At 39.6% G+C, this 26,724-nt stretch carries 23 protein-coding genes; 8 read left to right on the forward strand and 15 right to left on the reverse strand.

All coding sequences use genetic code 11. The features are described 5' to 3' along the window. Positions 1-94: 94 nt before the first annotated feature. The 6 genes from HH219_RS11280 to HH219_RS11305 all read right to left on the reverse strand — a co-directional run bounded on the left by HH219_RS11280 (position 95) and on the right by HH219_RS11305 (position 6,582). Positions 95-277, reverse strand: coding sequence for a hypothetical protein (locus HH219_RS11280; RefSeq protein ID WP_249118507.1), 183 nt, complete (start codon positions 275-277; stop codon positions 95-97). A gap of 120 nt (positions 278-397) precedes the next feature. Next, on the reverse strand, positions 398-2,935 hold the full coding sequence (locus tag HH219_RS11285; protein ID WP_054452376.1) for a TonB-dependent receptor: 2,538 nt from the start codon (positions 2,933-2,935) through the stop codon (positions 398-400). 302 nt (positions 2,936-3,237) lie between these two features. After that, on the reverse strand, positions 3,238-3,888 hold the full coding sequence (locus HH219_RS11290; protein ID WP_169327505.1) for a UPF0149 family protein: 651 nt from the start codon (positions 3,886-3,888) through the stop codon (positions 3,238-3,240). 58 nt (positions 3,889-3,946) lie between these two features. Next, the gene (locus HH219_RS11295) at positions 3,947-4,903 is read right to left on the reverse strand and encodes an ATP-binding protein (RefSeq protein ID WP_169327506.1); all 957 of its coding nucleotides are present in this window, start codon (positions 4,901-4,903) and stop codon (positions 3,947-3,949) included. Next, entirely contained in the window at positions 4,904-5,452 is a 549-nt protein-coding gene (locus HH219_RS11300) for a heme NO-binding domain-containing protein (protein WP_054204046.1), read from the reverse strand. After that, positions 5,449-6,582: an HDOD domain-containing protein gene (locus tag HH219_RS11305; RefSeq protein ID WP_169327507.1), complete on the reverse strand. Its 1,134-nt coding sequence runs from the start codon at positions 6,580-6,582 to the stop codon at positions 5,449-5,451. The genes HH219_RS11300 and HH219_RS11305 overlap by 4 nt, the downstream gene beginning before the upstream one ends. Positions 6,583-6,681: 99 nt before the next feature. Here HH219_RS11305 and HH219_RS11310 point away from each other — a divergent pair, with 99 nt between their 5' ends. Together HH219_RS11310 and hemH are read left to right on the forward strand one after the other, a co-directional pair. Further along, on the forward strand, positions 6,682-8,004 hold the full coding sequence (locus tag HH219_RS11310; RefSeq protein ID WP_169327508.1) for an HD domain-containing phosphohydrolase: 1,323 nt from the start codon (positions 6,682-6,684) through the stop codon (positions 8,002-8,004). Between the two features lie 87 nt (positions 8,005-8,091). Beyond that, the gene (gene hemH / locus HH219_RS11315; protein ID WP_169327509.1) at positions 8,092-9,111 is read left to right on the forward strand and encodes a ferrochelatase; all 1,020 of its coding nucleotides are present in this window, start codon (positions 8,092-8,094) and stop codon (positions 9,109-9,111) included. On the opposite strand, the gene arfB is transcribed toward hemH, so the two are convergent. Continuing rightward, entirely contained in the window at positions 9,106-9,519 is a 414-nt protein-coding gene (arfB, locus tag HH219_RS11320; RefSeq protein WP_054204042.1) for an alternative ribosome rescue aminoacyl-tRNA hydrolase ArfB, read from the reverse strand. The genes hemH and arfB overlap by 6 nt on opposite strands. A 407-nt stretch (positions 9,520-9,926) precedes the next feature. Between arfB and HH219_RS11325 the strand changes: the two genes are divergently transcribed. Both HH219_RS11325 and HH219_RS11330 read left to right on the forward strand, forming a co-directional pair. Continuing rightward, the gene (locus HH219_RS11325) at positions 9,927-10,493 is read left to right on the forward strand and encodes a short-chain dehydrogenase (RefSeq protein WP_169327510.1); all 567 of its coding nucleotides are present in this window, start codon (positions 9,927-9,929) and stop codon (positions 10,491-10,493) included. A 105-nt stretch (positions 10,494-10,598) separates the two neighbouring features. Further along, positions 10,599-14,660, forward strand: coding sequence for a DEAD/DEAH box helicase (locus HH219_RS11330; protein WP_169327511.1), 4,062 nt, complete (start codon positions 10,599-10,601; stop codon positions 14,658-14,660). Between the two features lie 8 nt (positions 14,661-14,668). On the opposite strand, the gene HH219_RS11335 is transcribed toward HH219_RS11330, so the two are convergent. The 4 genes from HH219_RS11335 to HH219_RS11350 are packed head-to-tail and all read right to left on the reverse strand — an operon-like array spanning position 14,669 to position 16,784. Beyond that, complete coding sequence (locus HH219_RS11335) at positions 14,669-15,424, reverse strand: phytanoyl-CoA dioxygenase family protein (protein WP_082355577.1); 756 nt, start codon at positions 15,422-15,424, stop codon at positions 14,669-14,671. Positions 15,425-15,427: 3 nt separating this feature from the next. Beyond that, positions 15,428-16,018 (reverse strand): uracil-DNA glycosylase family protein, encoded by a 591-nt coding sequence (locus tag HH219_RS11340; protein WP_169327512.1) that lies wholly within the window; start codon positions 16,016-16,018, stop codon positions 15,428-15,430. Then, positions 16,008-16,382 (reverse strand): VOC family protein, encoded by a 375-nt coding sequence (locus HH219_RS11345; protein WP_054204037.1) that lies wholly within the window; start codon positions 16,380-16,382, stop codon positions 16,008-16,010. The genes HH219_RS11340 and HH219_RS11345 overlap by 11 nt, the downstream gene beginning before the upstream one ends. 45 nt (positions 16,383-16,427) lie before the next feature. Further along, the gene (locus HH219_RS11350) at positions 16,428-16,784 is read right to left on the reverse strand and encodes a VOC family protein (protein ID WP_169327513.1); all 357 of its coding nucleotides are present in this window, start codon (positions 16,782-16,784) and stop codon (positions 16,428-16,430) included. 339 nt (positions 16,785-17,123) lie between these two features. Here HH219_RS11350 and HH219_RS11355 point away from each other — a divergent pair, with 339 nt between their 5' ends. The 3 genes from HH219_RS11355 to HH219_RS11365 are packed head-to-tail and all read left to right on the forward strand — an operon-like array spanning position 17,124 to position 19,407. After that, positions 17,124-17,468 carry a hypothetical protein gene (locus HH219_RS11355; RefSeq protein ID WP_169327514.1) on the forward strand — a complete coding sequence of 115 codons (345 nt, stop codon included), beginning with the start codon at positions 17,124-17,126 and terminating at the stop codon, positions 17,466-17,468. Then, positions 17,465-19,075, forward strand: a complete 1,611-nt coding sequence (locus tag HH219_RS11360; protein WP_169327515.1) for a PepSY-associated TM helix domain-containing protein — start codon at positions 17,465-17,467, stop codon at positions 19,073-19,075. Before HH219_RS11355 ends, HH219_RS11360 begins: the two co-directional genes overlap by 4 nt. Further along, positions 19,072-19,407: a DUF3325 domain-containing protein gene (locus HH219_RS11365; RefSeq protein WP_169327516.1), complete on the forward strand. Its 336-nt coding sequence runs from the start codon at positions 19,072-19,074 to the stop codon at positions 19,405-19,407. The genes HH219_RS11360 and HH219_RS11365 overlap by 4 nt, the downstream gene beginning before the upstream one ends. Positions 19,408-19,481: 74 nt before the next feature. Here the strand turns inward: HH219_RS11365 and HH219_RS11370 are convergent, their stop codons facing one another. The 4 genes from HH219_RS11370 to prs form a co-directional block, all read right to left on the reverse strand. Beyond that, positions 19,482-21,134, reverse strand: a complete 1,653-nt coding sequence (locus HH219_RS11370; protein WP_169327517.1) for a hypothetical protein — start codon at positions 21,132-21,134, stop codon at positions 19,482-19,484. 59 nt (positions 21,135-21,193) lie between these two features. Further along, positions 21,194-23,068 carry an alkaline phosphatase PhoX gene (locus HH219_RS11375; protein WP_169327518.1) on the reverse strand — a complete coding sequence of 625 codons (1,875 nt, stop codon included), beginning with the start codon at positions 23,066-23,068 and terminating at the stop codon, positions 21,194-21,196. Between the two features lie 202 nt (positions 23,069-23,270). Continuing rightward, positions 23,271-24,866: a nicotinate phosphoribosyltransferase gene (locus HH219_RS11380; RefSeq protein WP_169327519.1), complete on the reverse strand. Its 1,596-nt coding sequence runs from the start codon at positions 24,864-24,866 to the stop codon at positions 23,271-23,273. A gap of 10 nt (positions 24,867-24,876) precedes the next feature. Further along, complete coding sequence (prs, locus tag HH219_RS11385; RefSeq protein WP_169327520.1) at positions 24,877-25,731, reverse strand: ribose-phosphate diphosphokinase; 855 nt, start codon at positions 25,729-25,731, stop codon at positions 24,877-24,879. Positions 25,732-25,981: 250 nt separating this feature from the next. Between prs and HH219_RS11390 the strand changes: the two genes are divergently transcribed. Further along, complete coding sequence (locus HH219_RS11390) at positions 25,982-26,680, forward strand: NUDIX hydrolase (RefSeq protein ID WP_064435533.1); 699 nt, start codon at positions 25,982-25,984, stop codon at positions 26,678-26,680. The last annotated feature ends 44 nt before the right edge of the window (positions 26,681-26,724 follow it).

The following is a 26,724-nucleotide window of genomic DNA, read 5'->3' on the forward strand; positions in this document are numbered from 1 at the left end:
TACTATATATTGATATTAATTCTCATTCAATAAATATTTTTATGTGCACAATGAGTACTTCGCATATATTCTAAGTACTTATACCCAAGCCACCTCAAGATGCAGTTTCAGTTGGAGTTAAAAGCGATTTAGGCAAGGCATTGATTGCAAATAATGGTTGTTCCCTTGTTAAAATCAATAACGCTGTATAAATCGCTTTTAAACCAACCCGTTGGGCGTTCCACAGGCGCTTACTCTCAGCGTTGTTACTTATTAAAAGGGATGACCATTGTTGCAAAGTAACGCCTTGATATTAAACACCTGTGAAACGCTGAAGTCTGCATATTGAGGTGACTTGGGTATATATCCGAAGTACCTACAGAAGCAAAATTCGCTTTTTAAGGCACTTCGGTGTGCATCAGAAGCTAAAGCTTACTTTTGCATAATACGTCATACCATCAAACCCATATGGCAATGCTCTAACTGGATATTTAAATGCACCATTTGTAATAAAATCAAGGGCCTCATCTTTCCCTAATTCATCAGGTGTTACATCAAACACATTATCAATACCTAAGTTAAAAGTCAGTGATTCACTCAGTTCATACCCAAAATTAATATCAACTAATACCGCAGATTCAACAACACTGGTGTCTTTAAATTCACCTGTTGGCGATAAGAAGTCAGGTAAACCGATATGATCATTACCAAAGTACTTAACGTCGGTTTCTCCAAAATAATTAAAACGTACCATTGCACTCATTGCATCACGCTCATAATCAAACGTTAACGTACCACGCTCACCTGGCTGTCCATTTGTTAAAAAGCTGCGTTGAGTATCATCTAAAGCTATCTCTTTAGGGACGCCTGTGGGGGCGTTTACTTTATCAATGTATGTGCGATTAATATTACCCGCAAATGTTGCAGAAAAGTCACCATCGTATAAATCTGTGCGATAAGAAAGAATGACATCAACACCCTTGGTTGTTGAATCGACTGAATTTGAGAAATAAGCGGCTTGATCTGCTCCCGTAGCATTAAGTGCAGCAACAGCCGCAGGGCTAAACGCAAGATCTTCGGCCTTCATAAAGTTACCCAAAGTAATACGATCTTTTATTGCTGTATGGTAAAAATCAACGGTTAATGACAACTCGCTACTTACATCATAAACAAAACCAAAACTAACATTTTTAGAGCTTTCGAGTTCTAAGCTTTCAACGCCTAAAGCGACAGGAAGATCTGATCCTGCTTTAGCAATAAATGATTGTTCCAGTACACCACCATCACCTAAGTTTGTTGTAAAAGCTGTATATGCACTTTGTTGTAATGAAGGTGCTCTAAAACCACTAGAAATCGCACCACGCACAGCAAAATCATCATTCAATTCGTAACGAGATGCAAGCTTACCAATAATATCATCACCCGCGTCTGAGAAGTCTTCATAACGAAGTGCGGTACTGATATTCCACGCATCCGTAATCATCGTCTCTGCATTAACATAAAGTGCATGGCTATTACGACTTTGGCTATTTGATGCCTCAGGGCGTAAACCATTGTAAGCTTGGAAACCACACTCAGCCGAGGTACTTGGATCATTTGCTGAAGGGTAAACAATATTCTGATTCGCTAAACCACATGCATATGATGCTTCATCACCAGGCACTATTTGATAGTTTTCTTTACGGTATTCTGCACCAAAGGATAGGTATATAGGCTCACTTCGACCAATATCTATAATCCCATTTATATCGGCATTAACGGTTGTTTGATCAAAACGAAAACCACCCGAATATCCCCCATTTGGGCCTGAATTTGCTGCGATATCAGCATCAGTCGCATTAGGATTATTTAAAACATACTCGGCTGCATACGATGCATTTAGTGTGTTACGTGAAGTAAAATCATATTGATTTTCACCGTACACGGCTGACACATCGTACCCCCAGTCGGTATTAATGTCGCCTTTGATGCCCAACGCTAGCGAAATATCCTGCGCCTCATTATAAATACGTGGTAAAAAGCCATCGCTGTATACTTGAGTAACATTTTTAGAGGCCGCATCAAAATTACGATAAAAGCCATTGCCTAACGCTGTACGTTCAGAGTAACCACCAAACGAATATAATTCTGCATCATCAAGTGGTAACGACATATTATAAAATAAAGACGTAAACTCACTTTCTGAATTCCCTTGCCCCCAACGTACGGTATCAGATAATGTACCTGCAGATACCGCTGCAGAGCCACCGGTATCACGTTCAGCACGGTTAGTTCCGTCAGCATCACGATACTCAGCAGAGACGTTTATAAAACCGCCTTGATCGCCTAAATCAAAACCACGGTTTAAACCAAGCGATATGGTATCACCATCGCCCTCACCCGTACTGCCAGCTTGAAAATAACCTGTTGTAATACCTGTTGAATCATTCAATGATAAGTTAATAACACCTGCGATTGCATCCGAGCCATATTGCGCAGCTGCGCCATCACGTAACACTTCAACCCCTTTAAGTGCAGATAAAGGAATCGCATTCATATCAGTACCGGCAGCACCAGCACCAACGGTGCCAACTAAGCCGAAAATAGATTGATTATGACGACGCTTACCATTTACCAACACTAGCGTCTGATCTGGCTGTAAGCCACGCAGTGTTGCCGGACGAAATAAATCTGAACCATCTGATACTTGCGTACGCGAGAAATTAAAAGAAGGTGCCGTTGCTTGTAAGCTTTGACCAAGTTCTGTGAAGCCACCTTTGTTAAGTGTATCAGCATCAATTAAATCTATCGGAGAAGAAGATTCCGTTACAGTTCGGTTTGATACTCTAGATCCCAAAACTGAAATTTGTTCAATGTTTTTTTCTGCTTGGACTTGTGCTTCTTCTGCAATAACCGAAGAGGCACTAAAAGCCAGTCCCACTGCAATAGCCAGTGTATTTAAACGAAGTGTTGTCATGTGTGTTCGACCCTGTTGACTCATTTCTGCTTTTAAGCTCGCCTTAAATAACAGTTGAGTTCATATAAAGATTATTAGAATTATTAATTTAATAGCTCGTCATTTACATAATGACGTCCTCCCAAACATCCTAGCAACATCTATCAACAAAAAGAAACATATTTAGCTACTACTATGGTCGAAATATGCAATATTTAGCTATTATTTATCTTCATAACTATTTTTGATTGAATTTTGGACAAAAAAAAGCATGATTATTTAAATCATGCTTCTCGAATCATTCTTTTTAGGGTATAAAAGTTCTAACCTTCTTCTTCAAACTGAGATAATTTTTCATCTTCAAGCATCAAAGCCATTGATGCAATTGCCGTTAAACTTTCATCCAAGCTTTTATATAGCAACGGGAAGTTAGCACTAAGTTTGTCTGGTTCGGGCTGCTGCGTTAATGTATTTTCCCATGCAGAAAACGTTGCCAATAAATTCAACGTAGCTTCAAAATTATCAATGAATAATTGCCCATCAGCTTGATTCGTAACTTGTTGCTTATCTGCACTGACCAAAAAGCTAAAATCTTGCTCCCACACAGCTTGATTTACTTCATAACCTGCCAGGTAACCCTTGCACCAATGCTGCAAGCGCGCACTTGGCATTGTATCTGAGTCTGAATGTGGGTAAGTTTCAGCTAAAAAATATCTCTGTTCAACCTGTGCTTGCGTAATATTGTCGAGCAAGGTAATCATTGCATCTCGCTCTTGTGACTCCGTCATCATAGTTGCATAAGCCGGATCATTTTTATCCGCGATATAACCCACTATTTCTGACTCCCCATAAAATTCTGAGCAAGCAAGTAATCCACAAATAAAACCAAGCACACTATCAATGTCTGTTACTTTAAATTCAGCATGTTGACTAAGATAGTCGCTAAATATGATGGTACTTTTTTCATTAAGCATAAGTCACCCTGAGATTATTATTTAAGTTTACAATTACACTAGCTAACTATTGAGCAATTTAAAAGCAATTATTAATCACTGGAAATAAACACCGTACATTCGTTCCTTGATTTGCATGACTACTAATATCAATTGCGCCTTGGTGATCGCTCACCATTGAATACACTAAAGGCATCCCCATGCCAGTTCCTTTTCCCACCGATTTTGTAGTGAAAAACGGATCAAAAATACGCCCTTTAACTTCCTCGCTCATCCCACAACCATTATCTTCAACACCTATGATAATGTGCGGATCAGAAAACTTAACTTCAATATAGATTCGACCTTTCTTCTGCATTAAATTTTCGCATGCATGTTTCGCATTAATCAGTAAATTAACAACTATTTGATTAATAGCTGATAAGTTGCAATACGTTAACGGGATTGGCTGAAATTTAGTTATCACCTCAACCCCCTTGAGCTGACTCTTTAATAATTTAAGCGCATTATTTACACCATCGGTCATATCTACTAAAATTTTTTCATTATCTGACGGGCGTGCAAAATTAAGTAAATTGCGGACAATTTGATTTATCCTTCGCAAACCTTCAACACTATCATCAATCAGCTCGACAATATCTTGATTAATAACGTCAAAAGCATGTATTTCATTCATATTTATTAGGAATTCTCGAAACTCTCGCTCACTCACCTCTCCCTGAGCCAACTTTTGGCTTAGCTCAAGTAACTTAAACACTGACTGGTTAATGTACTGAAGGCTTTCTAAATTACTCATCGCATAGGCTAAAGGGTTATTGATTTCATGTGCAACACCCGCAGATAATGTGCCTAAAGTGGCCATTTTTTCCGCATGAACAAGCAGTGCTTGCTGATGCTCCAAAGCAGCTACTTTCTTTTCTAACTCTTCATTTAATGCAAACAATACACGGCTTTTATCTTCAATCAGTTGCTCCGCTTGCAAGCGTGCTGACTGTTCACGTAGATAAGCTTGTTTATAGTCTATATCCATTGTCATTTATTTAGCCGGCTGGTAATAAATATTCAAAGTGCAGCGTTCATCCTCTCGAAGTAAACATTGCTCATGTTCAATCGTCACATCCATTAAAAAATACTCACCAGCGCCATAAATTAATCCTTCAGCCAAAAAACATAATTGCCGTGGTGATTGGTAATGCATCACGATATGCCCAGGACAGACCATCATACAATCCATAGTAGGTAAATTTGTATTTTGATAAAGCTTGCTCACCTCTTTATGAATAACACTATCAATATTTAATATTAGTGCTTCAAAATGCGAATAATGACCTACAACAACACTATAATGCTTCATAAAATAATTAAACAAATAGCGACCAAATTGATTCAACACCTTAGCCCTGCTAAGTTGTAACTCAATACAAATATCACTGACCAGAGCATTTAGTTCTTGATCAGGGTAATTATTAACTGATACATAGGCACGATCTTTCGGTGCATTTTTAGCGAGTAATTGATTCCAACAAGCCATGTCTCTATGAGTTAACACCAACCCTTCAAGCGACTGAAAAATAACACCTTTCATATAGTTACTAACTCCTGTATTAAAACAACTAAATCGAGATTTTCTAGCGCCTGAATATCACCTTCTGTTAATTCAAATTCAGGTGTTTGAACCACTTCTCGCGCTAAAAAATGTATTGCTATTATGGGATCCGTTATTTGGGATAACGTTTTTGGCAGCAACATTGCCTGGGTAATTTGCTCTGAAAAACCCCACAAATTTAATATGTATACAGATATAAGCTCTTCAGAGAGCAACGTCTGCTCACCTTCATTCAATTCTTTTACTAATACATAAAGCGCCATAGAGCCAACACCGCTTAATAAACCTAAAAGAAAAACAATATCTTGTGATTGAGAGGAAAGATGCGCTTTTTTTGCAAATACTTTGGCTTGCCTTGCTCGTGCAAATGCATGATCTGAAATAGTCGCTAGCAGCTTATTTGATAGTATTTTTTGATAATGACTCTGTACCTCACTGTTTACCACAAGTGCCCTACATAAACTTGTACCCACACGTATTAAAGCTTGCTGCAAATTGGTTGTTTCACTTGCAAAGCCTAATAAAGCTGAATTAGCTGCTTGAATCAGCTTACTACTTAAAAGTGGTTCATGTGAAATTAACCCTATGAGTACTTCAAAATTAACTGGTTTTTGCGAAAGCGCATTCGTGATTTGTATAACTTGTTGGCGTATTACTGGCAGCCCTTTCATTTTCCCTAACAAATTTTTTAGCTCTGGTGCTATTGCTAAATTAAGCAAACGTTGCGTGCATTGCATAACATGATGCAGCTGCGTATAAGTGAAAGGTTTTGCCAAACAAAAATGTGCTATTTCATCAGCTTGCCACGATAAGTCATCAAAGTTAGAACCTTTTAATATGCAGCGAATTGTTGCAGGACTATGCTGTTGAAAACAGATCAGTGTTTCTTGAGTAACATGACTACTCATCCCTACTCCACATAAAACAATTTCTATACTTTGAGTATTAATTATCTCGATACATTTATCAGCATCAGTTAAGGCAGTCACAACAATGTGCGATCCTACTCTTACAAGCGCTTTTGTTAGGGCCCTCAAGATTAAAGGCTCATCGTCAATAATCAGCACATGAATAGCTATTTGCATACCTATCTCAAATAATCTTGCCATTACTTAAAATTAGCACAATTAATTTCTATCGTATGTTTATATTAGAAAAACCCACATCAACCAACTATGCTTACAGAAAAGAATGCAATGAGGCATTAAGTGGATCAACTATCAAAAAAAAATGAATTACAAACAGTTCAAGTACTATGTGTTGATGATGATGAGATTGTCTTACGCTCATTATCAAGGCTGGCAAAGAATAATCAACTTTCAGCCATCACGTGTGACTCACCAGATAATGCATTAAAGCTATTAACGCAATACGAGTTTGACGTAATTATCTGCGACATGCGTATGCCAAAAATGACTGGCGCGGAGTTTTTAGAACAAGCACAAAAACTTGCACCTGACACTCAACGCATCTTGTTAACTGGCTATGCCGATATAGAAACCACTCTAGCCGCCGTTAATCAAGGGCAGATTCATGGCTATATACAAAAGCCATGGCAAAATGACCTGCTACTTAGAAGTATTGTTGGAAGCATTGAAAAATACCAACTCAAAAAGCAAAACAAGCTACTACAAGAGCAAGTAAATAAACACAATACCGCACTTAAAGAGCTCAATAACTCTTTAGAGCAAAGAGTCGAAAAACGTACAAAACAAATCAAACAAGTATTAAAGCAGTTAGAAACCGCCAATGCCCACGAAATAAATGAACATAGATCGACTGTCGAGTTACTTTATAATTTTATTAATGCCAATCCCTATTTAGATAGTAATAAAGCACAAAATATTGCTAATACCTGTACTTTGATTGCTAAACAGCTACAACTTCCTGATAAAAACGTAGAAATGGCCTCTATGGCAGGCTATTTAGCGCAAATTGGCTTACTTGCTATGGATCCTGAGCTATATAAAAAACCGGTCCATCAACTAACCGAACAGCAACGTAAAATTTTTTATACTCACCCAAGTACAGCACAGTTAATGTTAATGCCTGCCACACATCTACATGATGTGTCTGATGCAATCTATCATCAGTACGAACGCTTTAAAGGTAATGGATTACCAAAAGGATTACGCGGTAATGATATTCCATTAAGTGCATTAATATTAGCACTGGCGCGTGATTATTGGGAAGCCTATGAGCAAAGCAATGCGACAGCAGAACAGCGTCATCAACATGCATTAGATACAGTAAAAATGTATAGCGGTAATTTCTATCATCCCAAATTAGTTAAAGCGTTAGATGCATCAGGAATCGCTAATTTCAAACAACAGTCGCAAGTCGGCTCGATGCAAATAATTAATGCTCAAGCACTAAAACAAAACATGATTCTCGGCCATGCTATACATAGCCATGCAGGTATTATGTTATTACCAAAAGGCCATGTATTTAGTATCAAATCAATCGAAAAACTACAGCAACTCGAAGCTAAAAAACCGAGCCCTTTTAGGATCATGATCAAATCTACGTGAGAAAGTGATCACAAATCACCGTGGGTTCGTTACAATACCCATTAAAGTACCCATTCACAATTTTATTTGCTCAACAAGGAGCTTTGCGTGTCGCGATTTTCAGCCGTAACCGATAATCCCCATGATAGTCGTTTTAATCAAAAAACAGGTATTCTGCTTACTAACTTAGGCAGCCCTGATGCACCGACAGCTAAAGCACTACGGATATATTTAAGAGAGTTTTTATCAGACCCTCGGATAGTAGAAATTCCACGTATCGTGTGGATGATAATACTACATGGTATTATTTTACGTATTAGACCAAAGCGTTCAGCTAAACTATACGAAAGTATTTGGACTGAAAATGGTTCACCTTTAACGCACATTACACGCTTGCAACGCGATAAACTTGACGCTTATATCAAAGCCCAAGGATATACTAATACTGAAGTAGTGATGGCTATGCGCTATGGTAATCCATCAATTGAAGCGGGCCTTGAACAACTAAGAGATAAAGGCTTGACGCGTATTGTTATTTTGCCTTTGTACCCACAATACTCAAGCCCTACTACAGGGTCCACATTTGATGCTGTCTCAAACGTACTACGTAAGTGGCGCTGGGTGCCAGAGCTACACTTTATTAATGGCTATCACAAAAACAGCACGTATATTGAATCTTTAGCTAATAGTATAAGTGAAGACTTACAAGCTCATGGTATGCCGCAAAAGCTCATATTTTCATACCATGGCATGCCAAAACAATTTTTAGATAATGGCGACCCATACCATTGCTTATGCCTACAAACCACGCGTTTAGTGGTCGAAAAACTCGGGCTTGATAAAGATAATGTTATTTCTACTTTTCAAAGCCGCTTTGGTAAAGCTGAATGGCTTAAACCCTATACCGACGCCACACTTGAGAGTTTTCCTGGGCAAGGTATCAAAGATATAGCAATTATCAGCCCAGCTTTTAGTGCAGATTGCCTAGAAACTCTTGAAGAAATTGAAGGCGAAAACCGTGAGATTTTTGAGCATGCTGGCGGCGAAAAATACCGTTATATTGCCGCATTAAATGACCGCGATGATCATATTGAAGCATTATTCGAAGTACTCAAACCTAATTTATAATTTTACACTGCCGCGCAGCGCTTTGGTGTTGCCGTGTTTGGTTTTTTTATCCATACGCCTGCGCTGCGAATTTCGTGTTGGTTTTGTTGCTCTTCTTGCTCGTTCTACCTTGGTAGCCGATACTATTAACTGTTTTAAACGTTTTAATGCATCTTCCCTGTTTAATTCTTGTGTGCGATGACTTTGCGCCTTGAGCACAATAACGCCATCTTTTGTAACGCGACTATCATTTAGTGCAAGTAAACGCTCTTTGTAAAATTCAGGTAACTTCGAGCGCTTAATATCAAAACGTAGATGAATGGCGCTAGCCACTTTATTAACATTCTGACCCCCCGCACCTTGAGAGCGAATAGCTGTCAACTCAAGCTCCCACTCATCGATTGTTACGGTATTTGAAATAATTAACATGACGTTCAGCTCGTTTTGGTAAAAATACAGTATATCATTATTAGGGCGTGTTTATCTTTCGAGGTTGAATTTGCAGCAGTATGTTTGGTTTTTAGGCAAGGTAGAGCCTATGTAGTGTGGTTGTTCCCCATAAATAGGCGATAACGCAGCATAAATGCCAAACATACGCTGCCCGAAGGGTTCGGCCTAGGGGCGATTGAAGGTAGGTAAGGGGCGTGAGCAGGACGCGGAAGCTTTGCTCGGTTTTTACTTAGCCCACTAGGTTACAAATCTCGCGCCGCGATTAAATCGCCCCTAGATTGAACAAATTTTAATCCTGAAAGGTCAACACGCCCTCAAATTTTAAATAGCGCGATACTGATTTTTAGACTTTAATCCAAATAGCCATATAAAAAAGAGACCACACTATGAAAAACATACTTATCTCACTTAGTTTATTAGCAATCAGCTTCTCAAGTTTTGCTAAAGATATTACTGAAAATGAATTACAAAGCTACATGAAAGCACTCCCTGCTGTAGTGGACTGGTCACAAAACCAAGACTCACTGCAAAGCATGGACTTAGGGAGTATGCTCGGTGGCTCCGAAGGCGGCACGAGTGCGCTGGCATTAAGTGCACTAGGTATGATCAAAGACAACGATCTTTATAAAGACTTTGCTGCTCTTACTAACGAATACGGTTTTACACCTGAACAACTTGTATCTGTCGGTTCAGAGGTATCAATGGCCTACTTAGAAAATATCAAAGGCGATTTATCTCCTGAGAATAAAGCTAAAGTAAACCAGCTAATGGGTGGCTTACAGTCAATGAGTAGCACGAAAGATAAAGGTGCAAGCGCAATGATGGGTACAATGGGTCATTCTGCTAATGCAGCGCAAACACAAGCAGAAGCCCCTGTAGTAAGTGACAGCAATTTAAACTTAGTAAAGCAATACATGCCACAGCTACAAAAGCTGTTTTCTATGGTGCAATAAAAACTATAAAATACAATAAAAAAGCGGCATTAAGTCGCTTTTTTATTGCTTGTTATAGTGTGATCTTTATACTCATTGTATTGTTTTAATTACTTTAGTTATTTTATGTCTTTGACTAACTTGCCTCGCGTTCAAACCGAAGATGAACAAAAACAATTATGTGTCTTGCTCGCTGTATTATTAGCCGCATCATCATATGGTTACCAAAACTCAATTCAACAATTCTCGCAGCGCCTTTTTAGCCATGTTAAAAAAGGCTATTCTTTTTCAAACGCGCAAGTCGCTAAATACGCTAAGCAATTAGAACAGCAAGAACTTATATGGAAACTCCCCTACGGCCCGCATTATAAAATATCGATCAATGCGGTCGCATACATCTGTGTGAATATTCTCAAGCAGCAACCAACACTGATACGTCCTTTTCTTGTTGAAGCATGCCAAAATTACTATCAACAAGACAAAGCATTAAATTTTTTAGTGGTACTCCTGCATTATTTTGATGATAAAAATAACAACAGAAAAACCGCTTTAATTAATATTGAGCGAGACTTAGACCCTCACTTTGTGAACTTATTGGGCCAGTCTCGATTTAGTAAACAGTTGTGGGAAGTGCTTCCAGAGCAGTGGCAACAGGCTTGCTTAGTGCATTTTATTCGTGGCCAATTTTTTAATTTACATGACAGTCAGAGCTGGCCGTCATTACTTTCAAACACCACTTTAGAGTGTGAGCGAAAGCAGCGTATTTACCTCAATGAAAGCATGGCCGTTTTACTGCAAAAAAACGATTATGATGAATTACTCATTGATAAATCAGATCAACTTTTAGCCACCTTTATTGAGCCAAATATCAATGCAATTAATAGTAATCAATTAGATGTGACAATAGCTCAATATAAAAGCGCACTCACTGTTTTTAGAAAACAACACGGTAAAGGTGTCTATCCAGGGGAAATCACCGGTTTACTGTATATGACCTGCTTATTTGCCAGCGGTACTGCAACCGATCTTAAACAGTTACTCACAATTAAAAAGTGGTATCACAAGCACTTCGGCGAACTTAGCTATATCAGCCAAGCAAGTGATTACTTACTCGACAGTGACCCAATAGTGCACTTTAAAGATTATCGCATTAGCAGCACACTTGAGTATTTATTAGCTAACCCAAACGCGTTACCGGCACTTTTTAGTATATTACTTGCGCTCGTTAAACACAGTAAAGACGAACAAATAAACGAGCTAAGAGGCAACACTGCGCTACTTACAAAACTTGTCAGTTACGCCCAGCAGCAATCACACTGGCTAGGCGAGCAATGCTTAACACTCGCTAATTGGTTACGTGACGACACGCCACTGCCTGATCAAGGCCTACTTCAACACTTTAAACGTGTGCCTCAATGGCAACGCTGGTTGGATGAAGTGAGTCAAATTGAGCCACCAAAACAAAACCAGCGAGTTGTTTGGCAACTCGACTTAACACATTTAGATTTGCCGATTATTCAACCCAAAGTGCAACAACTTAATAATAAAGACGAATGGACTAAAGGGCGCAAAGTTAATGTTCACGATCTTGATAACGCGCAATACCTGCCTGCGCTATCAGAAGCTGATCGCAGTTTAATTCAAGTTATCTACAACCATGCAGGATTTGGCTATAAAGAAATACAAGCCACTGGCGCCGTTTTACAGGCATTAGTTGGATTTGTAGGTTTAGAAGACCACCACGGCGAGCCGCTTTCGCTTATCAAAGGTGAATTTATTATTGAGATTGCTCAAGATAAAAACGAATGCTATCGGTTAATTTTACAACCAGAGATCATCGACGAAAATGATGACTTTATACTCATCCATAGTCACTCTAATTGCTATCAAGTTTTTATTTTTGATGACAAACAACGTAAACTTGATGCGCTACTTTGTGAGCAACCAAATAATTTAACACAAGAAAAACTCCCTCAACTAAATGCAGCGCTTACTGCATTAGCCGCAGATCACCATATCAGTAGCCAACGTACAGAGTTTGCACAAGTGAATAATGTTCGCCAAGGGCTATGTGATTTCAGTGCAGTGATAAAACTAACGATGATGGGAATTGACGTTAATTTTTATGTCATGCCATTTGGTCTCGACGGCCCTTGGCTTGCCCCCGCACAAGGCGCAACAACCTTGGCACACAACGACGACTCGCAAAACAACAGCATTGTAATTAAACGTGACCTGAAAGCAGAAAAACGCGCATTTAAAAAGCTACTTAAAGCATTGAGCGGTGTTTTTATAAATAAAGAATATCAACAGCACAGCGATCATCATCAATTCTTTGTGCCACCCGATATAAGCCAAGCAATCGAAATACTTGAAAATGCACAAAAAGACAACGCCCTCACGTTAAGCTGGGACGAAAACACGCAAGGCATGAAAGTGGCTAAAAGTCAGCATTTATCACTTAACTTAAATGATGATAATGATTGGTTGAGCCTCAGTGGTAATGTTTCATTACCAAGTGGCGATGTTTACGCATTGCAAACACTACTCAAAGCCCCGCGTAGAGGCAGTATTATTAAGTTTGATGAAGATAACTCACTTTTATTGGATCAACGTTTAACTAACTTATTAAACCGCCTTGAAGGCATGCAAATTGACGATAAAAATGCCCCCGATGACCAACTTCGTATCGCTAATGCACGCGCTCTGCCACTGTATCAAAGCGTCGCTGATTTAGGTGATGTTACTTTTGGTGAGAGTTGGCAAACACGATTAGCTAAATTCAATCACACGATAGAACCAATCCTCCCCGTTCACCTTGTAAACATTCTGCGTGATTATCAAGTAGTGGGAGTAAACTGGCTAATGCAATTGGCTAATTGGGGCCTAAATGCGTGTTTAGCTGATGACATGGGACTAGGAAAGACCTTACAAACGCTTACCGTATTACAAATGCGCAGCAGCCTTGGCGCAAGCTTAGTTGTAGCACCTAAATCAGTGTGTCATAACTGGCGTGTTGAAGCAGATCGTTTTGCACCAGCGCTCAATATAAAAACCATAGATAATGCCAGCACATGTGAGCAGGTACTCGCAAACGCCGCAGCAGGTGATATCGTGGTGGTAAGTTACGGGCTATTACCGCTAATTGGTGAACAACTGGCAACACATGAATTTGCAAATATAGTGTTTGATGAAGCACAAGCAATTAAAAATCCACTCAGCTTGCGAGCCAAAGCCGCGTTTGCATTAAATGGCCATTTTAAAATCGCGTTGTCTGGCACGCCTATCGAAAATCATTTAGGCGAACTGTGGAGCTTATTTAACTTTTTAATGCCCGGCTTTTTACACACACTACCAGTATTTAAAAAACGCTTTGGCAACGCAGATAAAAACCAACAACAAGCTGATACTCTCAAAACCTTGGTATCACCCTTTATTCTGCGCAGAACAAAACAAACGGTGCTCACTGAATTACCTGAAAAAACCGAGATCAACCTTACCTTTGCACTGAGTGAGAAAGAACAAGCCTTATACGAAGCAACCCGCTTAAATGCATTAGAGCAAGCAAACCAGGAAGACAGCCAATACATTACAATTTTGGCATCACTTACTAAACTACGCCGCGCGTGTATTGCACCGCAATTATTACTTGCTAACAGTAAGCTGCCTTCGAGTAAACTCGACACCGCAGAAGCGATTATTGAGGAACTACTACAGAACAATCACCAAGCGCTTATCTTTAGTCAATTTGTGGATGTTTTAAAACTGGTCGAGCAGCGATTGCAAAAAAGAGAAATAAACTATTGCTACCTCGATGGCAGTATGAGCAGCAATAAACGCAAACAACAAGTTGATAAATTTCAAGCCGGCGACGCACCACTGTTTTTAATTAGCCTTAAAGCCGGTGGCACAGGACTGAATTTAACAGCCGCAGATTATGTGTTGCATTTAGACCCTTGGTGGAACCCAGCGGTTGAACAACAAGCCTCAGATAGAGCACACCGCTTGGGGCAAACGCGCCCAGTGACGGTCTACAGATTAATTGCGCAAAACACCATTGAAGAAAAAATCTTGAAATTGCATGAACATAAACAAGCCCTTGCCGATAAAGTACTTTCTGGCACCGGTGATGCTGGGCAAATGTCTAAAGATCAACTACTGGCGTTATTAAGTAATACTGAGCTGTGATGTGATGGTTACTCTTGGTGCGCCAAAGTAACCAAAAATGCACTGCCGTCTTCTAATGCCTCAAGCATTGGCGGTGTCGGCAGGCAAATATCTTGCACAAAATGCAGTACATCGGGCTGTGGTTCACCAAATAAAATATCTAATGCGAGCCTATCTTTTCCGTATAGGCCGCGGTGAATCATATTCGCCGAAAAAATTAATAAGTCGCCAGCCCGCATTTCTATTACGTGCCCACTGTCTAAATCATCGCTTGGGTTGTTATGCTCAGTAGCCAAACGTTTAGCTAACTCAGTCGGCGTATCCCAGCGCCTATGAGTCCCTGGCACAAGTTCAATACCAGGCTCATCTTCTAGTGCCACACGACAATGTATAACTTCAGGCCCGCCTAGTGCTGCTTGTTGCTCTTCTAAGTCTAAATGGTACTGCATATCCCGATGCCAATAATTTTCCTGCTCAGGGTTAACAGGATTAAAAAATAGCTGAGTATTCATAAATGCCGAAGTATTAAGCACGGAGTCAACTTGTGCCATCAGTTTATGCCTTGCTATAAACTTAAATAACACCAAACGCTGCGCATCATTTAAGTACGTATTGGCAGTTAAGTAAGCGCTATTAACAGCTTTGGTGTGATAAAAATTATGATTATCTTTAATCCATTGTTCATGAAAACAATGGATTACTTCCCGCACTTGTGCAAGTTCACCTTCTGTATAAAACTTTTTCACATGAAAAAAGCCATGTTGCTCAAATTGCGTATTTATCATCACTTAATCACCCTGACACTCTAATATAGTGGCTACTCGTTGTGCTAAATGCGGCAGAACGTCTTGTTCAAACCATGGGTTTTTACTCAACCAAATATTATTACGCGGGCTGGGGTGTGGTAACGGTAAAGTAGATGGCCAATAGTCACGCCACGATTTTACCAACTCAGTAAGCGGTAAATACTTAGTCTCTGGTAAGTGATACGTTTGCGCATGCTTTCCCAGTACAATTGTAAGCTTAATATTTGGCAGCGCCCTTAAAAGTTGTTCACGCCAAGCTGGCGCGCACTCTTTACGTGGCGGTAAATCGCCCGACTTACCTTTACCTGGGTAACAAAACCCCATGGGTAAAATCGCAATTTTAGATTCGTCATAAAATATCTGTTCAGATAACCCTAACCATTGGCGTAATCGCTGGCCGCTGGCATCATCAAACGGCACACCACTTTGATGTACTTTAATTCCCGGCGCTTGCCCTGCAATTAATATTCGCGCTAGCGGATTAAACTGCACCACAGGACGCGCACCTAAAGGGAGCTCAGGTTCACAGATCACACATTTACTAACTTGGTTCAGTAACAAATCAGCTTTCATTATTATTTTGGCTAATTCGCCATAACACACCACTTGGATCGTAGAGCACAAAATCAATCATATTCCATACCTGTAAGCGTGGTTCGCTCATCTTAACGTCATATTTTTCTATCAAACCAGCGCTTTTAAGCTGTGCATGCCATGCATATACATCCTGTACCAATAGATGCATCATAAAATTATTAGCGTGCTCCGCATTATAAAAGTTTTGTAATAAAAAACTGCAATCACCATGATAAAAGTAAGCCATTTCAGGGCTTTCCCATGCAATTTCAAACCCCATGTCTTTATAAAAATGGTTGCTAACTATAAAATCCTTTGCTGGGACGAATGCTTTAATCTCTTCGCAGGCTAAATTTGCCACTATAATCATTTCCTTTAGTTAGTAAAATAATGATCTATATGCACTTTACTCTGACCACACCGCAAACTCATTACCGCTAGGCTCTGTAAAATGAAACCGACAGCCACCTGGAAAATCAAAAATCGGCTTAATCACTAATCCACCGTATTGCTCTACTTTTGCCAGTGTTTGCTGTATATCAGCGCTATAGAATACCAGCAGAGCTGAACCATTTGCTGTTAATGCGTTAAGCGGTGCTTTATAAAAACCACCATCAAGGCCTGCTTTATCTGCGCTAAAAGCCGTATATTCAGGGCCATAATCAGTAAATTGCCAGTCAAATACCTGACTAAAAAATGCTTTTGTTGCCTGTAAATCATTTGCTGCAAATTCAACATAATTAAGTTGTTCATGTACTGCCATAACGTCTCCTTTTAAAAATGCCTATAACAATCATTCATCTTGCTTAATTAAGCATACAAGCAGTTGAAAAATTTGCGAACTTTTCTATTAAAAACAGCCATCACCAGCTTATGGATCACTATTTTACTAAGTATAACGAATTAGCTTTTAAATTTATAATAAAACCCAGCGATAATAAGGTAACCACATTTTCCCTTGTTAAAGAGGAATGACCGCCTATAAATCAATCATAAAACATTCGCATTTAAATATTTAAATACGAATCACTATCTTTTCAGAACCTAAAATATATAATAGCCTTTTATTCACTCCCTTTGCAGGGGTTTTAAGGGACTATCTATGCATACTCAACCTATAGAAAATAGCCAATCACTCATGGAACGGGCTAAGTTAAGTCAATTTTATCAAACGCATAAATACCGCTTTGCTGTTTTCTCTCGCTTTTTGGCTGCCATTTTAGGTGGCTACGTTTTTACGGCTGTATTTACTTCATTATTGAGTATCATTTTACCGCTAAAAAAATCTGATGCCGTGTTGCTGAGTATCTCGTTAACTATTTTGGTATACAGCTGTGTATTTATTTGGGTATTTGCTATTAAGTCTCTCAAAAGAATTTGGATCACTATTTTACTAACAACTACTGCGTGTGCATTGTGTATTGCAATACTTAAGGACTGGCTATGAAAGAGAGTTTTTTCCGTTCAATGACCTGGATGCATACTTGGGTCGGATTATTGGTCTGTTGGCTGCTTTATTTAATCTTTTTTGCAGGCACGATTAGCTTCTTCCGTGATGAAGTAACGCTTTGGAACCAACCTGCATTACACCAAATAGCCACGCCGTCAAATCGCATACAAATACAACGAGAACAAATCGTTGCCGGCTACGATTATCTTAAAAACACGGCGCCTGATTCTAACCGTTGGGGGGTTTATTTACCCTCAGAACGAGAGCCGCAGCTTAATTATGCTTACGAAAAACCACGCCCAGAAGGTAAACGCTTTGGTGGCTGGCAAGACCATTATATAAACCCAGTAACAGGCCAAGAGCTTGATCAACCAAGAGAAACTCAAGGAGGGAATTTCTTTTACCGCCTACATTTTGACTTGCATTACCTCGATACACGTACCGCACGCTGGATTGTATGCTTAGCCAGTTTATTTATGCTGGTTGCATTAATATCTGGTGTCGTTATTCATAAGCGCATATTTAAAGATATGTTTAGTTTTCGTAGTAATAAAGGCAGCCGAAGCTGGCTTGACGGACATAATGTATCGTCGGTTTTAGCCTTGCCATTTCATATTATGATAACTTATACAGGTCTGATCACGCTGATATTTATGTTATTCCCCTACCCTGCGATGACAGCGTATGATAATGGTGTTAGTGGCTTATTTGATGATGTACAGCCAACCAGTGTTCGCACTAAAAGCAACCCTGAAAAAGCATCTTTAGCCCCTATTGAACATGTTTTAGATCAAGTTTATACCAACTGGCCAGATGCTGATTTAACACAAGTAACAATTCGTGACCCAAATAAAGCGTCTGCAACTATCACTGTAAGAGCAAACACTGGTTCACTGGTTCAAGATCAAAGCCCCACGATGCTTTTTAATGGTGTTGATGGCAGCTTAATAGCGAAAACTAATCAAGAGTTCAGTGCCAGTGAAACAGTCTTCGACTCAATGACTGCCCTACATACGGGTCGCTTAGCAAACCCATTACTGCGCTGGCTATACTTTTTATGTGGTATTGCTGGCTGCGTCATGATTGCCAGCGGCTGTATTATGTGGGCTAAACGTATTCGTGAACGAATGAAAAAACAACAAACAGCCTCATTTGGCTTAAAGTTGGTAGAAGGGCTAAACCTAGCCACCTTAATGGGCTTACCACTGGCGACATGCGCTTTTTTTATCGCTAATAGATTACTTCCTATTACAACAGCTGAGCGTGCAGACAAGGAGATTTTGGCCTTTTTTCTAGCCTGGTTAGCTGTGGCATTATTTGCATTGTTTAAACGTGGTAAGCGCCAATGGATTCAATTAGCATGGCTCAACTGCGCAGCCTGCTTTAGTGTGCCACTCATTAACGCTATAACAACCGAAGGTAACCTAATTAGCTATCTAATCAACGGCCAATGGGCATTGTTTAGCTTTGATTTGATCAGTTTAGTATGCGCAGCTTTATTTATTGTTCAGGTCAAAAAATTACGTACTGCAACAAGTAAAACAGCACCAGTAAAACGTTCAAGCCGTTCACCTAAAAAACAGCTTGAGGAGCAAAAAGCATGAACGAATTACTGCAATTTAGCCTCTGTTTACTGGCATTTAACTGTTTTGCATTAGCAAAATTTAACCATTACCGCGATGTGTTTAAAAATCGCCCAACACAAAAGCAAAGTCAGCGCTTTATCATCGCCGCTTGGATCAGTATTTTACTAAGTTTAGTGCTCAGTGTCGCTCAAAATAACGGCTATGGTGCTTTGCTTTTTTGTGGGTATATGGCGCTAAGCCTTTTAATTTTAATGATTTTTTATAGTTTCAAGGAATCATGGGTAAAAATAATGAGTGCAGTAAATATCACGGTATTAATGCTTAGCGGGCTATTTTTAAGTGTTTTTTAGTCCAAGTTAGTAAAAATGTGATCTCAAATAAAATGTAATAAAAAAGGCAAGCTCATGAAGCTTGCCTTTTAAGGTTAATTCCACTCTAACTGCATATCCCATACATACCGCTTTTCTTCTTGTAGCGGAGCTTGTGACTCATCAACAACCTCAAGCACATTTTTAGCTTTGATCAACGTTGCATCTCGGCCAAATAAATAACTTTGCTCTTTTACAATGGTTAAATACGCTTTATTTAATTGCTGAGCACGCGCTTTAGATGGCGTAATTAATTCATACAAGTTCTTAGCACTGCGCACTTTTTGTTTATTAACCGTACCATCTTGATTAAACCAACGCATTAGCATTTCTTGATTTTGACGAAACTCATCTCCCCCGCCAACACGTTCAAAATACGTTAAAAACTCACCTTGTTGTTCGCCTTTATTTGGCACATCTTGCATTGCTCGTAAGTCAATGTAACCCCAGCCTTCCCGGCCTTCTACCTTACGTGGGAATGAAAAACTTTGGTCATATGTTGAGCCCACCGTTTTATGACACCCATTACAAAAAGCCAATTCTTGTTTATGTTGCGGCCTAAGATCACCCTCACTATCTTCGATGTAGCCATTGATAGTCCAACCAAACATGTTGTTGATCCCTTCATCACCGAGGTATCGTGTTTGCGGTAAGTTTTCAAAGTGTTTTTCTTTTGCCTCACTGTAATAAGATGATGCTAAAAGCTGCTTAGATTTAAACGCATGCTTTTTCATATAACGCACTTCTTTCATACGAGGTGCATTATAGATTTCTCCATTCTCATCTACGCCAATGTAGCGCACAGTGTGCAAAAACTCAGTATCTTGCGGGTATAACTGATAGCTTAACTGGGTGTTTTTCGCATCGCCCACATAATTTGCTTGCTTAGTTATTTGGCTAATAACAGCACTGAGTTTGCCATCACCATCTAAATCTTGGCCGATTTTTTGTTCCGATATATCGGGCGTTGTAATTTTATCTAAATCTTTTACGGCCATTTCAACCAAGCTTAAGTTAGCAATGTAAACATCTTGATTGTACTGCCCTTCAAGCTGACGGAAATTATCACCTAAGCGGATCATCACATCCCCCGTAGAACCATTTGTTGGCCAAAACGTACTTGGAAAAGGCTTATAATTGAACGCGACCCAATGGCTGCCATCTTTTGCAAAACCCTGTGCATCAAATGCCTGTGCCGGGTAAGCTAGATTTTTCACTTCAGCAACTTCGCCTTGCCAATCAGGATTCGCTTTGAGCTTTTTAATAAAGTGGCTGTAATTATCTTGGTTTACCCAGCTGCTAATTTGATCATCTGAAATTTTTTCAATCAGCGCAGTGCGGTCGATAAATAAATTTTTCCAATGATTTTTAAGCCCTAAATCAGAGAATTCATACACTCCCTGTAAGTGGCCATCGTTCATGGCATTAGGTCTATTTTTGTTTTTCTTATCGGTTTGATGACACGCATAACATGGGTTATTTGTGCCCTCTGTTTTTGTATAACATTGCGGCGGAATAACTGATTCAGGATTGTATTCTTCATCATGTTGCATATAAGCAAGTGCAGGAATATCATCCCCAACCTTGTAAGGGGGAGACTCTACTAACAGCTCAATATCTTCGCTTACTAGACTTTTTGTGGCCGAATCAAAGCAGCCACCTATTAGTGCAAAGTTAACTAACAGGAATAAGGGAATAAAATACTTCATTTTTATGACTCTGATTTTTTTTGCAAAAAAATGGGCAAGCGTATTGCTTGCCCTAAATATTACTTAGTTTTAGGATCATACATCCATAAAGTATTGTTCTCTTGGAAACCATCTTCACCGATAATGATACGGCCATCGCGCATAACAATAACGTTATCTGGCTGCGATAATTGCTCAACATCACAGCGCTCTGCACCGTTTAAGCTTGAACGGTAAGTACCGCCCATCACAACAGGTTCAATACGCGTTAAGCTGTAGCTTGTATCGATATGAGCACGGTAAACACCGCCACAATCTTTAACTCTACGTGATAACTGAATATCACCTTCGTCATCAATCATCGTGTTATCTAAATCTGCAATACCTATGTACATATACGCTTTAGTAACCACTTCATCTGCAATCACATCTTGGCCAGTAATTGCTTCAAGAACACGGTCGTGATTGATGCTAATACCTTCAAGTTTGCGCCATTCAGCTGTTGCACCTTTCATTTTAGCCGCTTGACGTGACTCTAAAAATGCAGCGCGATTATCCATCGCTTTACCCGCCGTAACTGGGCTACCGCCTTCGGCTTCTGTAGGGTATGTTGCTTTACCATCTGCCCATGCTTGTACGTCAGCCAGTGTCATGTAACTGGTTTTACCTGCAACATAATCGCTGGTATCAATACCATCGTACTCACTGATCCACGTTTCGATGTTTGCATTTGTACCACTTGCAATTTCAACCCAATCAACATCAAACCCAGTAACCGTTGGTTCGCTTAAGCCTGCATCTTGAGTTAGTTTGGCACCGTATAAAGTACCCGACGATAAATCTTCTGGTTGATCAGCAATAAACTTAAACAACACACCACCGGTATCATCTTGTGATGAATATACAGTGCGCTTGTCTGGCATAACGACTGAGTTTTCATGCTCATAACGACCAATAGTGTAATGTTTAACAACATCTGGTGTATCTGTCATTGGGTTTTGAATTTCAGCAATGTAGCCATAGCGGTAAGGATTAGGGAAATCGGGGGCTACTAGCGCTTCAAGGTTGTCTGTGCTGGTATTTGCCGGATCATTCCATGATGCATCTGTTGTTGAATCAACCGTTGAACGCACTATCCACTCTTCAGATGTTAACGGTGTGCCCCAAGGTGATACCGAGCCAAAGCAGTTAGCCGCCGTGCCTTTTACACCATCAAAATTAATCATCATCGCATCAGTCACTGACCATGCGCCTTCGGTATTTTTAGTCATTTTTAAACGACTTACACCACCTGGGTATGACTCCCAGTTAGTAAATAAATAACCTTCGTTATCACCTGAAGCAATAAAGCCATTAAAGTCAGGGTTATCATTATCTAGAATATGTTCATTTGTGCTAATACTATAATGAACACCTAAACCACCCGCCAAACCTTTCTCGCCTAAATCAGCAAATGTATCGCCTGTTTGACCCAGTATTTGGTATTCGCCCAAAGCTGCAACAACCGTTTGGCGTTCAAACTCACTTTCAGGAACCGGCGAGTTCACAACATTACGAGGTAAGTTATTAAAATTAACACCGCGCAACACACCAACAGTACCGCGATTAATTACTTTACCATTAATTGAATCTTGCGCTGTATTGGTATCTGATGGATGCTGAACGTTGAAGAACAAATCACCACCATCACTTAAAAATATACCCGTTACCTCAGCACCGGCAGGCACAGTTGCCAAGCGTGTTAAGCCACTGCCACCATTTTGACCTGATGCACCATCAGCGCCATTTTGGCCGTTACTACCATCAACGCCATTTTGACCATTCGTTCCATCAACGCCATTTTGACCAACTGAACCCTGTGCTCCGGCTACGCCTTGCTTACCATCATCACCATTACAGGCTGTTAATGCTAAAGTGACGGCTCCAGCGATTAAAGAAAATGCTACACGCTTCATTATAAACTCCAGTAAAAATATTTTATTGTTAGGTTAACGCGCAGCATAGTCTGAGGTGTAACTATGACAATTGCCTTACAGATATATTATTATTTAGAGTCAATGATTTAGGAGGGTATTAAAGCGATAAGATCATATAAAATAAGAGGCGGTGTCACCCAGAAGCATTATAATATGCTTCTGAGCTTTAACATGAAGGGGATTAAATTTGATTATCTATCGTGGCTCTGATTGTCGCCAAGCTTACTTCTTTAATAAGTTTACCGTCCTCAAAAACCACTTCCAATAAGCCCGTTGCTTCCTCTGCTTGTGTTACATCATCAAAAAGCACTAATTCTCCGTCAACACGCTCAACCTTTAACAACCCTTTTGCTGATTTTTTCTTACTATCCGTTTTAGGATCTTTAAAAATCGCTACTCGCTCGCCATTTTTAACCACACTCGTTGCTTTGACAGCTGATCCGTGTGTATCACGTGTCACATATTGATAACTGTAAGAGCCAATCCCCAATACCACCTTTGAGGCAAACCCTTTATCAAGCAAACGTTGTAAAATTTCGCGTTGGCGAACTAAGGTAATTGCATCGCCATAAATCGCGCCAATATGTTCATCAAGCAACTTAAAGCCTTTATCTGTCATTGTGCCGCCAAAAATATCCCACAAGCATTCAATTAACCCTTTGATTTCGCAAGCCATCAGCGTGATTGTGCGCTCACCTTCAAAACCAAAGTACTGACCATTAAAGCAATACGCTTCGTAGCCTTGTTGAATTACCTGTTGCTCTGCTTCTTGCTGAGTTTCAAAAAGTGCAGCATGATCAGCAACAGGAGACACCTTATAACCCGTTAAAATTTTAACAGGATCCCCAGAGTCCGGACGAATAACTAACGTGCCATCTCGCGCCATTATCTCATTTTTTAACTGGGGTAAATAATCAGTTACTAAAGTCCAAAAGTCCCATGTATCAGATACAACACTTAACACACCCGTTGGCGATTGTTCTTTCATTAAATACTTAAAAAACTCAATCTCACCTTCCATAATCCAAGAACATGTTACTGAGTGCTCAGTTGCATCCACAGAGCAACCAACCAATTCCTTATCTACATTAGCGCCATAATATTTTTCAGCAAAAAGGACTGCCGTAATTGTATCTGTACCAACCAAGCCAGATGCCAAATGACCAAAACCACTCATTGCAGCCGCATGTTTACCAAACATCCCTCTAAAACTAAAATCATGACCTTGAAAAGGCACAAACTCTAAAGGCAACCCTGTTTTAAGTGCAAATTCTTTAAATACCTTCAAATATGCAACGGATGTTGTGGCGCTCGTTTGGATAGGCCAATTTTCGCAGCTCAATACTGTTTCAATCATATTGGTTAACCACTGAAAGCCTTCTTTTGTATTCACAATGGTGATCGAAGGGACTAAATAAGGCACGAGTGTTCCCTCTGGCAATGCCTTTATTCTTAGCGGTAAGTAGCCTAAATCATGCAAATCTTCGAGATATTTAACATCGACTACGTACCCAAGCATCGCGCTTAAAATACGCTTATGCTCGCCAACAGCCGAGGCTTTATCTGCACTAAAAAATGCGCCCCATTCTTGTTCTAAATAACTTTTTATAAAATATTGTAGACCTACAAACGCTACTTTATTGTTATTTTCGACATTGCTTAACTTGCCACTTCGTGATGTAAAATTAGCGTACACCTGAGATACATCAGGGTGATAAGCGCGGCTATGAAACTCTTTATAAACGTCTTTTTGCATACTTGCTGCGGTAATAGTCATTATCGTTTCCTTACATTTCAATTATTTGTAATTTTATAGTGGCACTTGGCTTAAACTCGTTAACAGGCCTAAATGAATCCGTAGTGTAAATAGCATCTATCAGCCCTTCAAACACCGCCAACCCCTTAGAAAAAATACCATGCGTTATAAATAATGATATTTCTGCGGCCCCTTGGCTTTTTAATACTTTTGCAAGTTCAATAAACGTACGGCCCCCATCGCAAATATCATCCGCTATCAGCACACTTTTACCTTTCACATCACCCAAGATTTGCGTTTCGATGATGTTGCCTGTTTTTAAATCTCTGACCTTTTGCGCTTGAATAACGTCCAGCTCACTGTTAAATGTTTCAGCTATTTTTAAGGTTTTTTTGCTCGCGCCAGCATCGGGTGAAATCAACGTTAACTCACCTTTCGCTAAACGCGTACTCAACTCCTCACAACGGGCAAGTAATGCCATTTGCGGTACATTGACGACATTGTTAATTAGCGCGGGTGAAACATCACTGTGCGCATCCCATATGGTCACTTTTGATAAACCCATATTGTTAATAAACTGAGCTATTACCGCAGCGCCAAGTGCTTCTCCCTCAACGCATACACGATCTTGTCGTGCGTATGGAAAATATGGAATCGTTAATTCAATAGGTATAGCACCGTACGTTAATCGCTTTAATGCATCAACAGCGAGCATTAATCGTATTAATTTTGATGAATCAGTCAGGCGCTCAAATACTTCGATTTTTGTAGTCTCTGCAAAATCACTGGCATTAAATCGAATATGTTCTTCACCACCAGAAAATGTAAAGTAATCAAAATTGAGTAACGTTTTATGGCCCGTACTGGTATGACTAAATATTTCCATTTCATTCTTCCTTATTTACGATTAATGTCCCTAGGACACAATTAAATTTAGCAAAGGCTAATCAATAACTCAAGTACTTTGTGTCAAAAGGACACTATTTTATATACCTGAGCAAAACGAACCATTCTTAGCCGTTTATAATAACGTTACCCAACGAATATAAGTAACCTTGATTTGCTTAAATATTGATATAAATGTAAAACTGCTTTAACGTGTCGTTAAGACATTAAGTTTATCTGACACTAATTAAATGACTGACTTTTACAATATTAATGAATACAAACATCCACTTTTTACCGTAGACAGTGTGCTTTTTACGATCACCGATGGTGCTTTAAAAGTACTTTTAGTCAAACGCGCAAATTCACCTTTTGAAGGAAGTTGGGGACTGCCTGGCGGGTTCGTGGATATTGACTCAGATAGCACGACAGACATCACCGCGCTGCGCAAATTAAAAGAGAAAACCAATGTAGAGCCACCTTACTTAGAACAATTGCAAACCTTCTCTGGCGCGCACCGTGATCCAAGAGGTTTCAGTGTTACATTGGTATATTTTGCACTTATTGCTGCACAAAATGTCAGTACTCACATAAAATCTATTGATGATGTACAGTGGGTAGACATCAACACTATTCAAGATTTATCTATTGCCTTTGATCATAAACACCTTATTGAACATGCCAAACAGCGGCTGCAACAAAAAACGCTGTATTCAATGGTGCCAATATATTGTTTGCCAGAATATTTTACCGTAGGGCAGTTAAAGTCTGTTATCGAAATAATCCTAGGAAAAACAATTCAGCGTAAAAGTTTAATAAGACGACTTGAATCAACAAACATTGTAGAAAAGAGTGATGAAAAAGTAAGTTCTGGTGGTCGTTTAGCACATTTGTACACGCTAAAGTCAGGGGTTGATATTGTTAATTTTGAACGAAACCTGAGCGCATAGCTTAATATGTCAGGCCATCTAGCGATGGCCTGACATATTAGCTC

The sequence above is a fragment of the Pseudoalteromonas sp. NEC-BIFX-2020_015 genome, from assembly GCF_012952265.1.
GTDB classification, from domain to species: Bacteria; Pseudomonadota; Gammaproteobacteria; order Enterobacterales; family Alteromonadaceae; genus Pseudoalteromonas; species Pseudoalteromonas neustonica.

Coding starts and splice junctions, on each gene's coding strand:
- HH219_RS11285 (WP_054452376.1), bottom strand. CDS start 2,935: ATGACAACACTTCGTTTAAATACACTGGCTATTGCAGTGGGACTGGCT.
- HH219_RS11290 (WP_169327505.1), bottom strand. CDS start 3,888: ATGCTTAATGAAAAAAGTACCATCATATTTAGCGACTATCTTAGTCAA.
- HH219_RS11295 (WP_169327506.1), bottom strand. CDS start 4,903: ATGACAATGGATATAGACTATAAACAAGCTTATCTACGTGAACAGTCA.
- HH219_RS11300 (WP_054204046.1), bottom strand. CDS start 5,452: ATGAAAGGTGTTATTTTTCAGTCGCTTGAAGGGTTGGTGTTAACTCAT.
- HH219_RS11305 (WP_169327507.1), bottom strand. CDS start 6,582: ATGGCAAGATTATTTGAGATAGGTATGCAAATAGCTATTCATGTGCTG.
- arfB (WP_054204042.1), bottom strand. CDS start 9,519: ATGTTAATTATTTCAAATACCGTAACAATCGATGAGTGGGAGCTTGAG.
- HH219_RS11325 (WP_169327510.1), top strand. CDS start 9,927: ATGAAAAACATACTTATCTCACTTAGTTTATTAGCAATCAGCTTCTCA.
- HH219_RS11330 (WP_169327511.1), top strand. CDS start 10,599: ATGTCTTTGACTAACTTGCCTCGCGTTCAAACCGAAGATGAACAAAAA.
- HH219_RS11335 (WP_082355577.1), bottom strand. CDS start 15,424: ATGATAAATACGCAATTTGAGCAACATGGCTTTTTTCATGTGAAAAAG.
- HH219_RS11340 (WP_169327512.1), bottom strand. CDS start 16,018: ATGAAAGCTGATTTGTTACTGAACCAAGTTAGTAAATGTGTGATCTGT.
- HH219_RS11350 (WP_169327513.1), bottom strand. CDS start 16,784: ATGGCAGTACATGAACAACTTAATTATGTTGAATTTGCAGCAAATGAT.
- HH219_RS11355 (WP_169327514.1), top strand. CDS start 17,124: ATGCATACTCAACCTATAGAAAATAGCCAATCACTCATGGAACGGGCT.
- HH219_RS11360 (WP_169327515.1), top strand. CDS start 17,465: ATGAAAGAGAGTTTTTTCCGTTCAATGACCTGGATGCATACTTGGGTC.
- HH219_RS11365 (WP_169327516.1), top strand. CDS start 19,072: ATGAACGAATTACTGCAATTTAGCCTCTGTTTACTGGCATTTAACTGT.
- HH219_RS11370 (WP_169327517.1), bottom strand. CDS start 21,134: ATGAAGTATTTTATTCCCTTATTCCTGTTAGTTAACTTTGCACTAATA.
- HH219_RS11375 (WP_169327518.1), bottom strand. CDS start 23,068: ATGAAGCGTGTAGCATTTTCTTTAATCGCTGGAGCCGTCACTTTAGCA.
- HH219_RS11380 (WP_169327519.1), bottom strand. CDS start 24,866: ATGACTATTACCGCAGCAAGTATGCAAAAAGACGTTTATAAAGAGTTT.
- prs (WP_169327520.1), bottom strand. CDS start 25,731: ATGGAAATATTTAGTCATACCAGTACGGGCCATAAAACGTTACTCAAT.
- HH219_RS11390 (WP_064435533.1), top strand. CDS start 25,982: ATGACTGACTTTTACAATATTAATGAATACAAACATCCACTTTTTACC.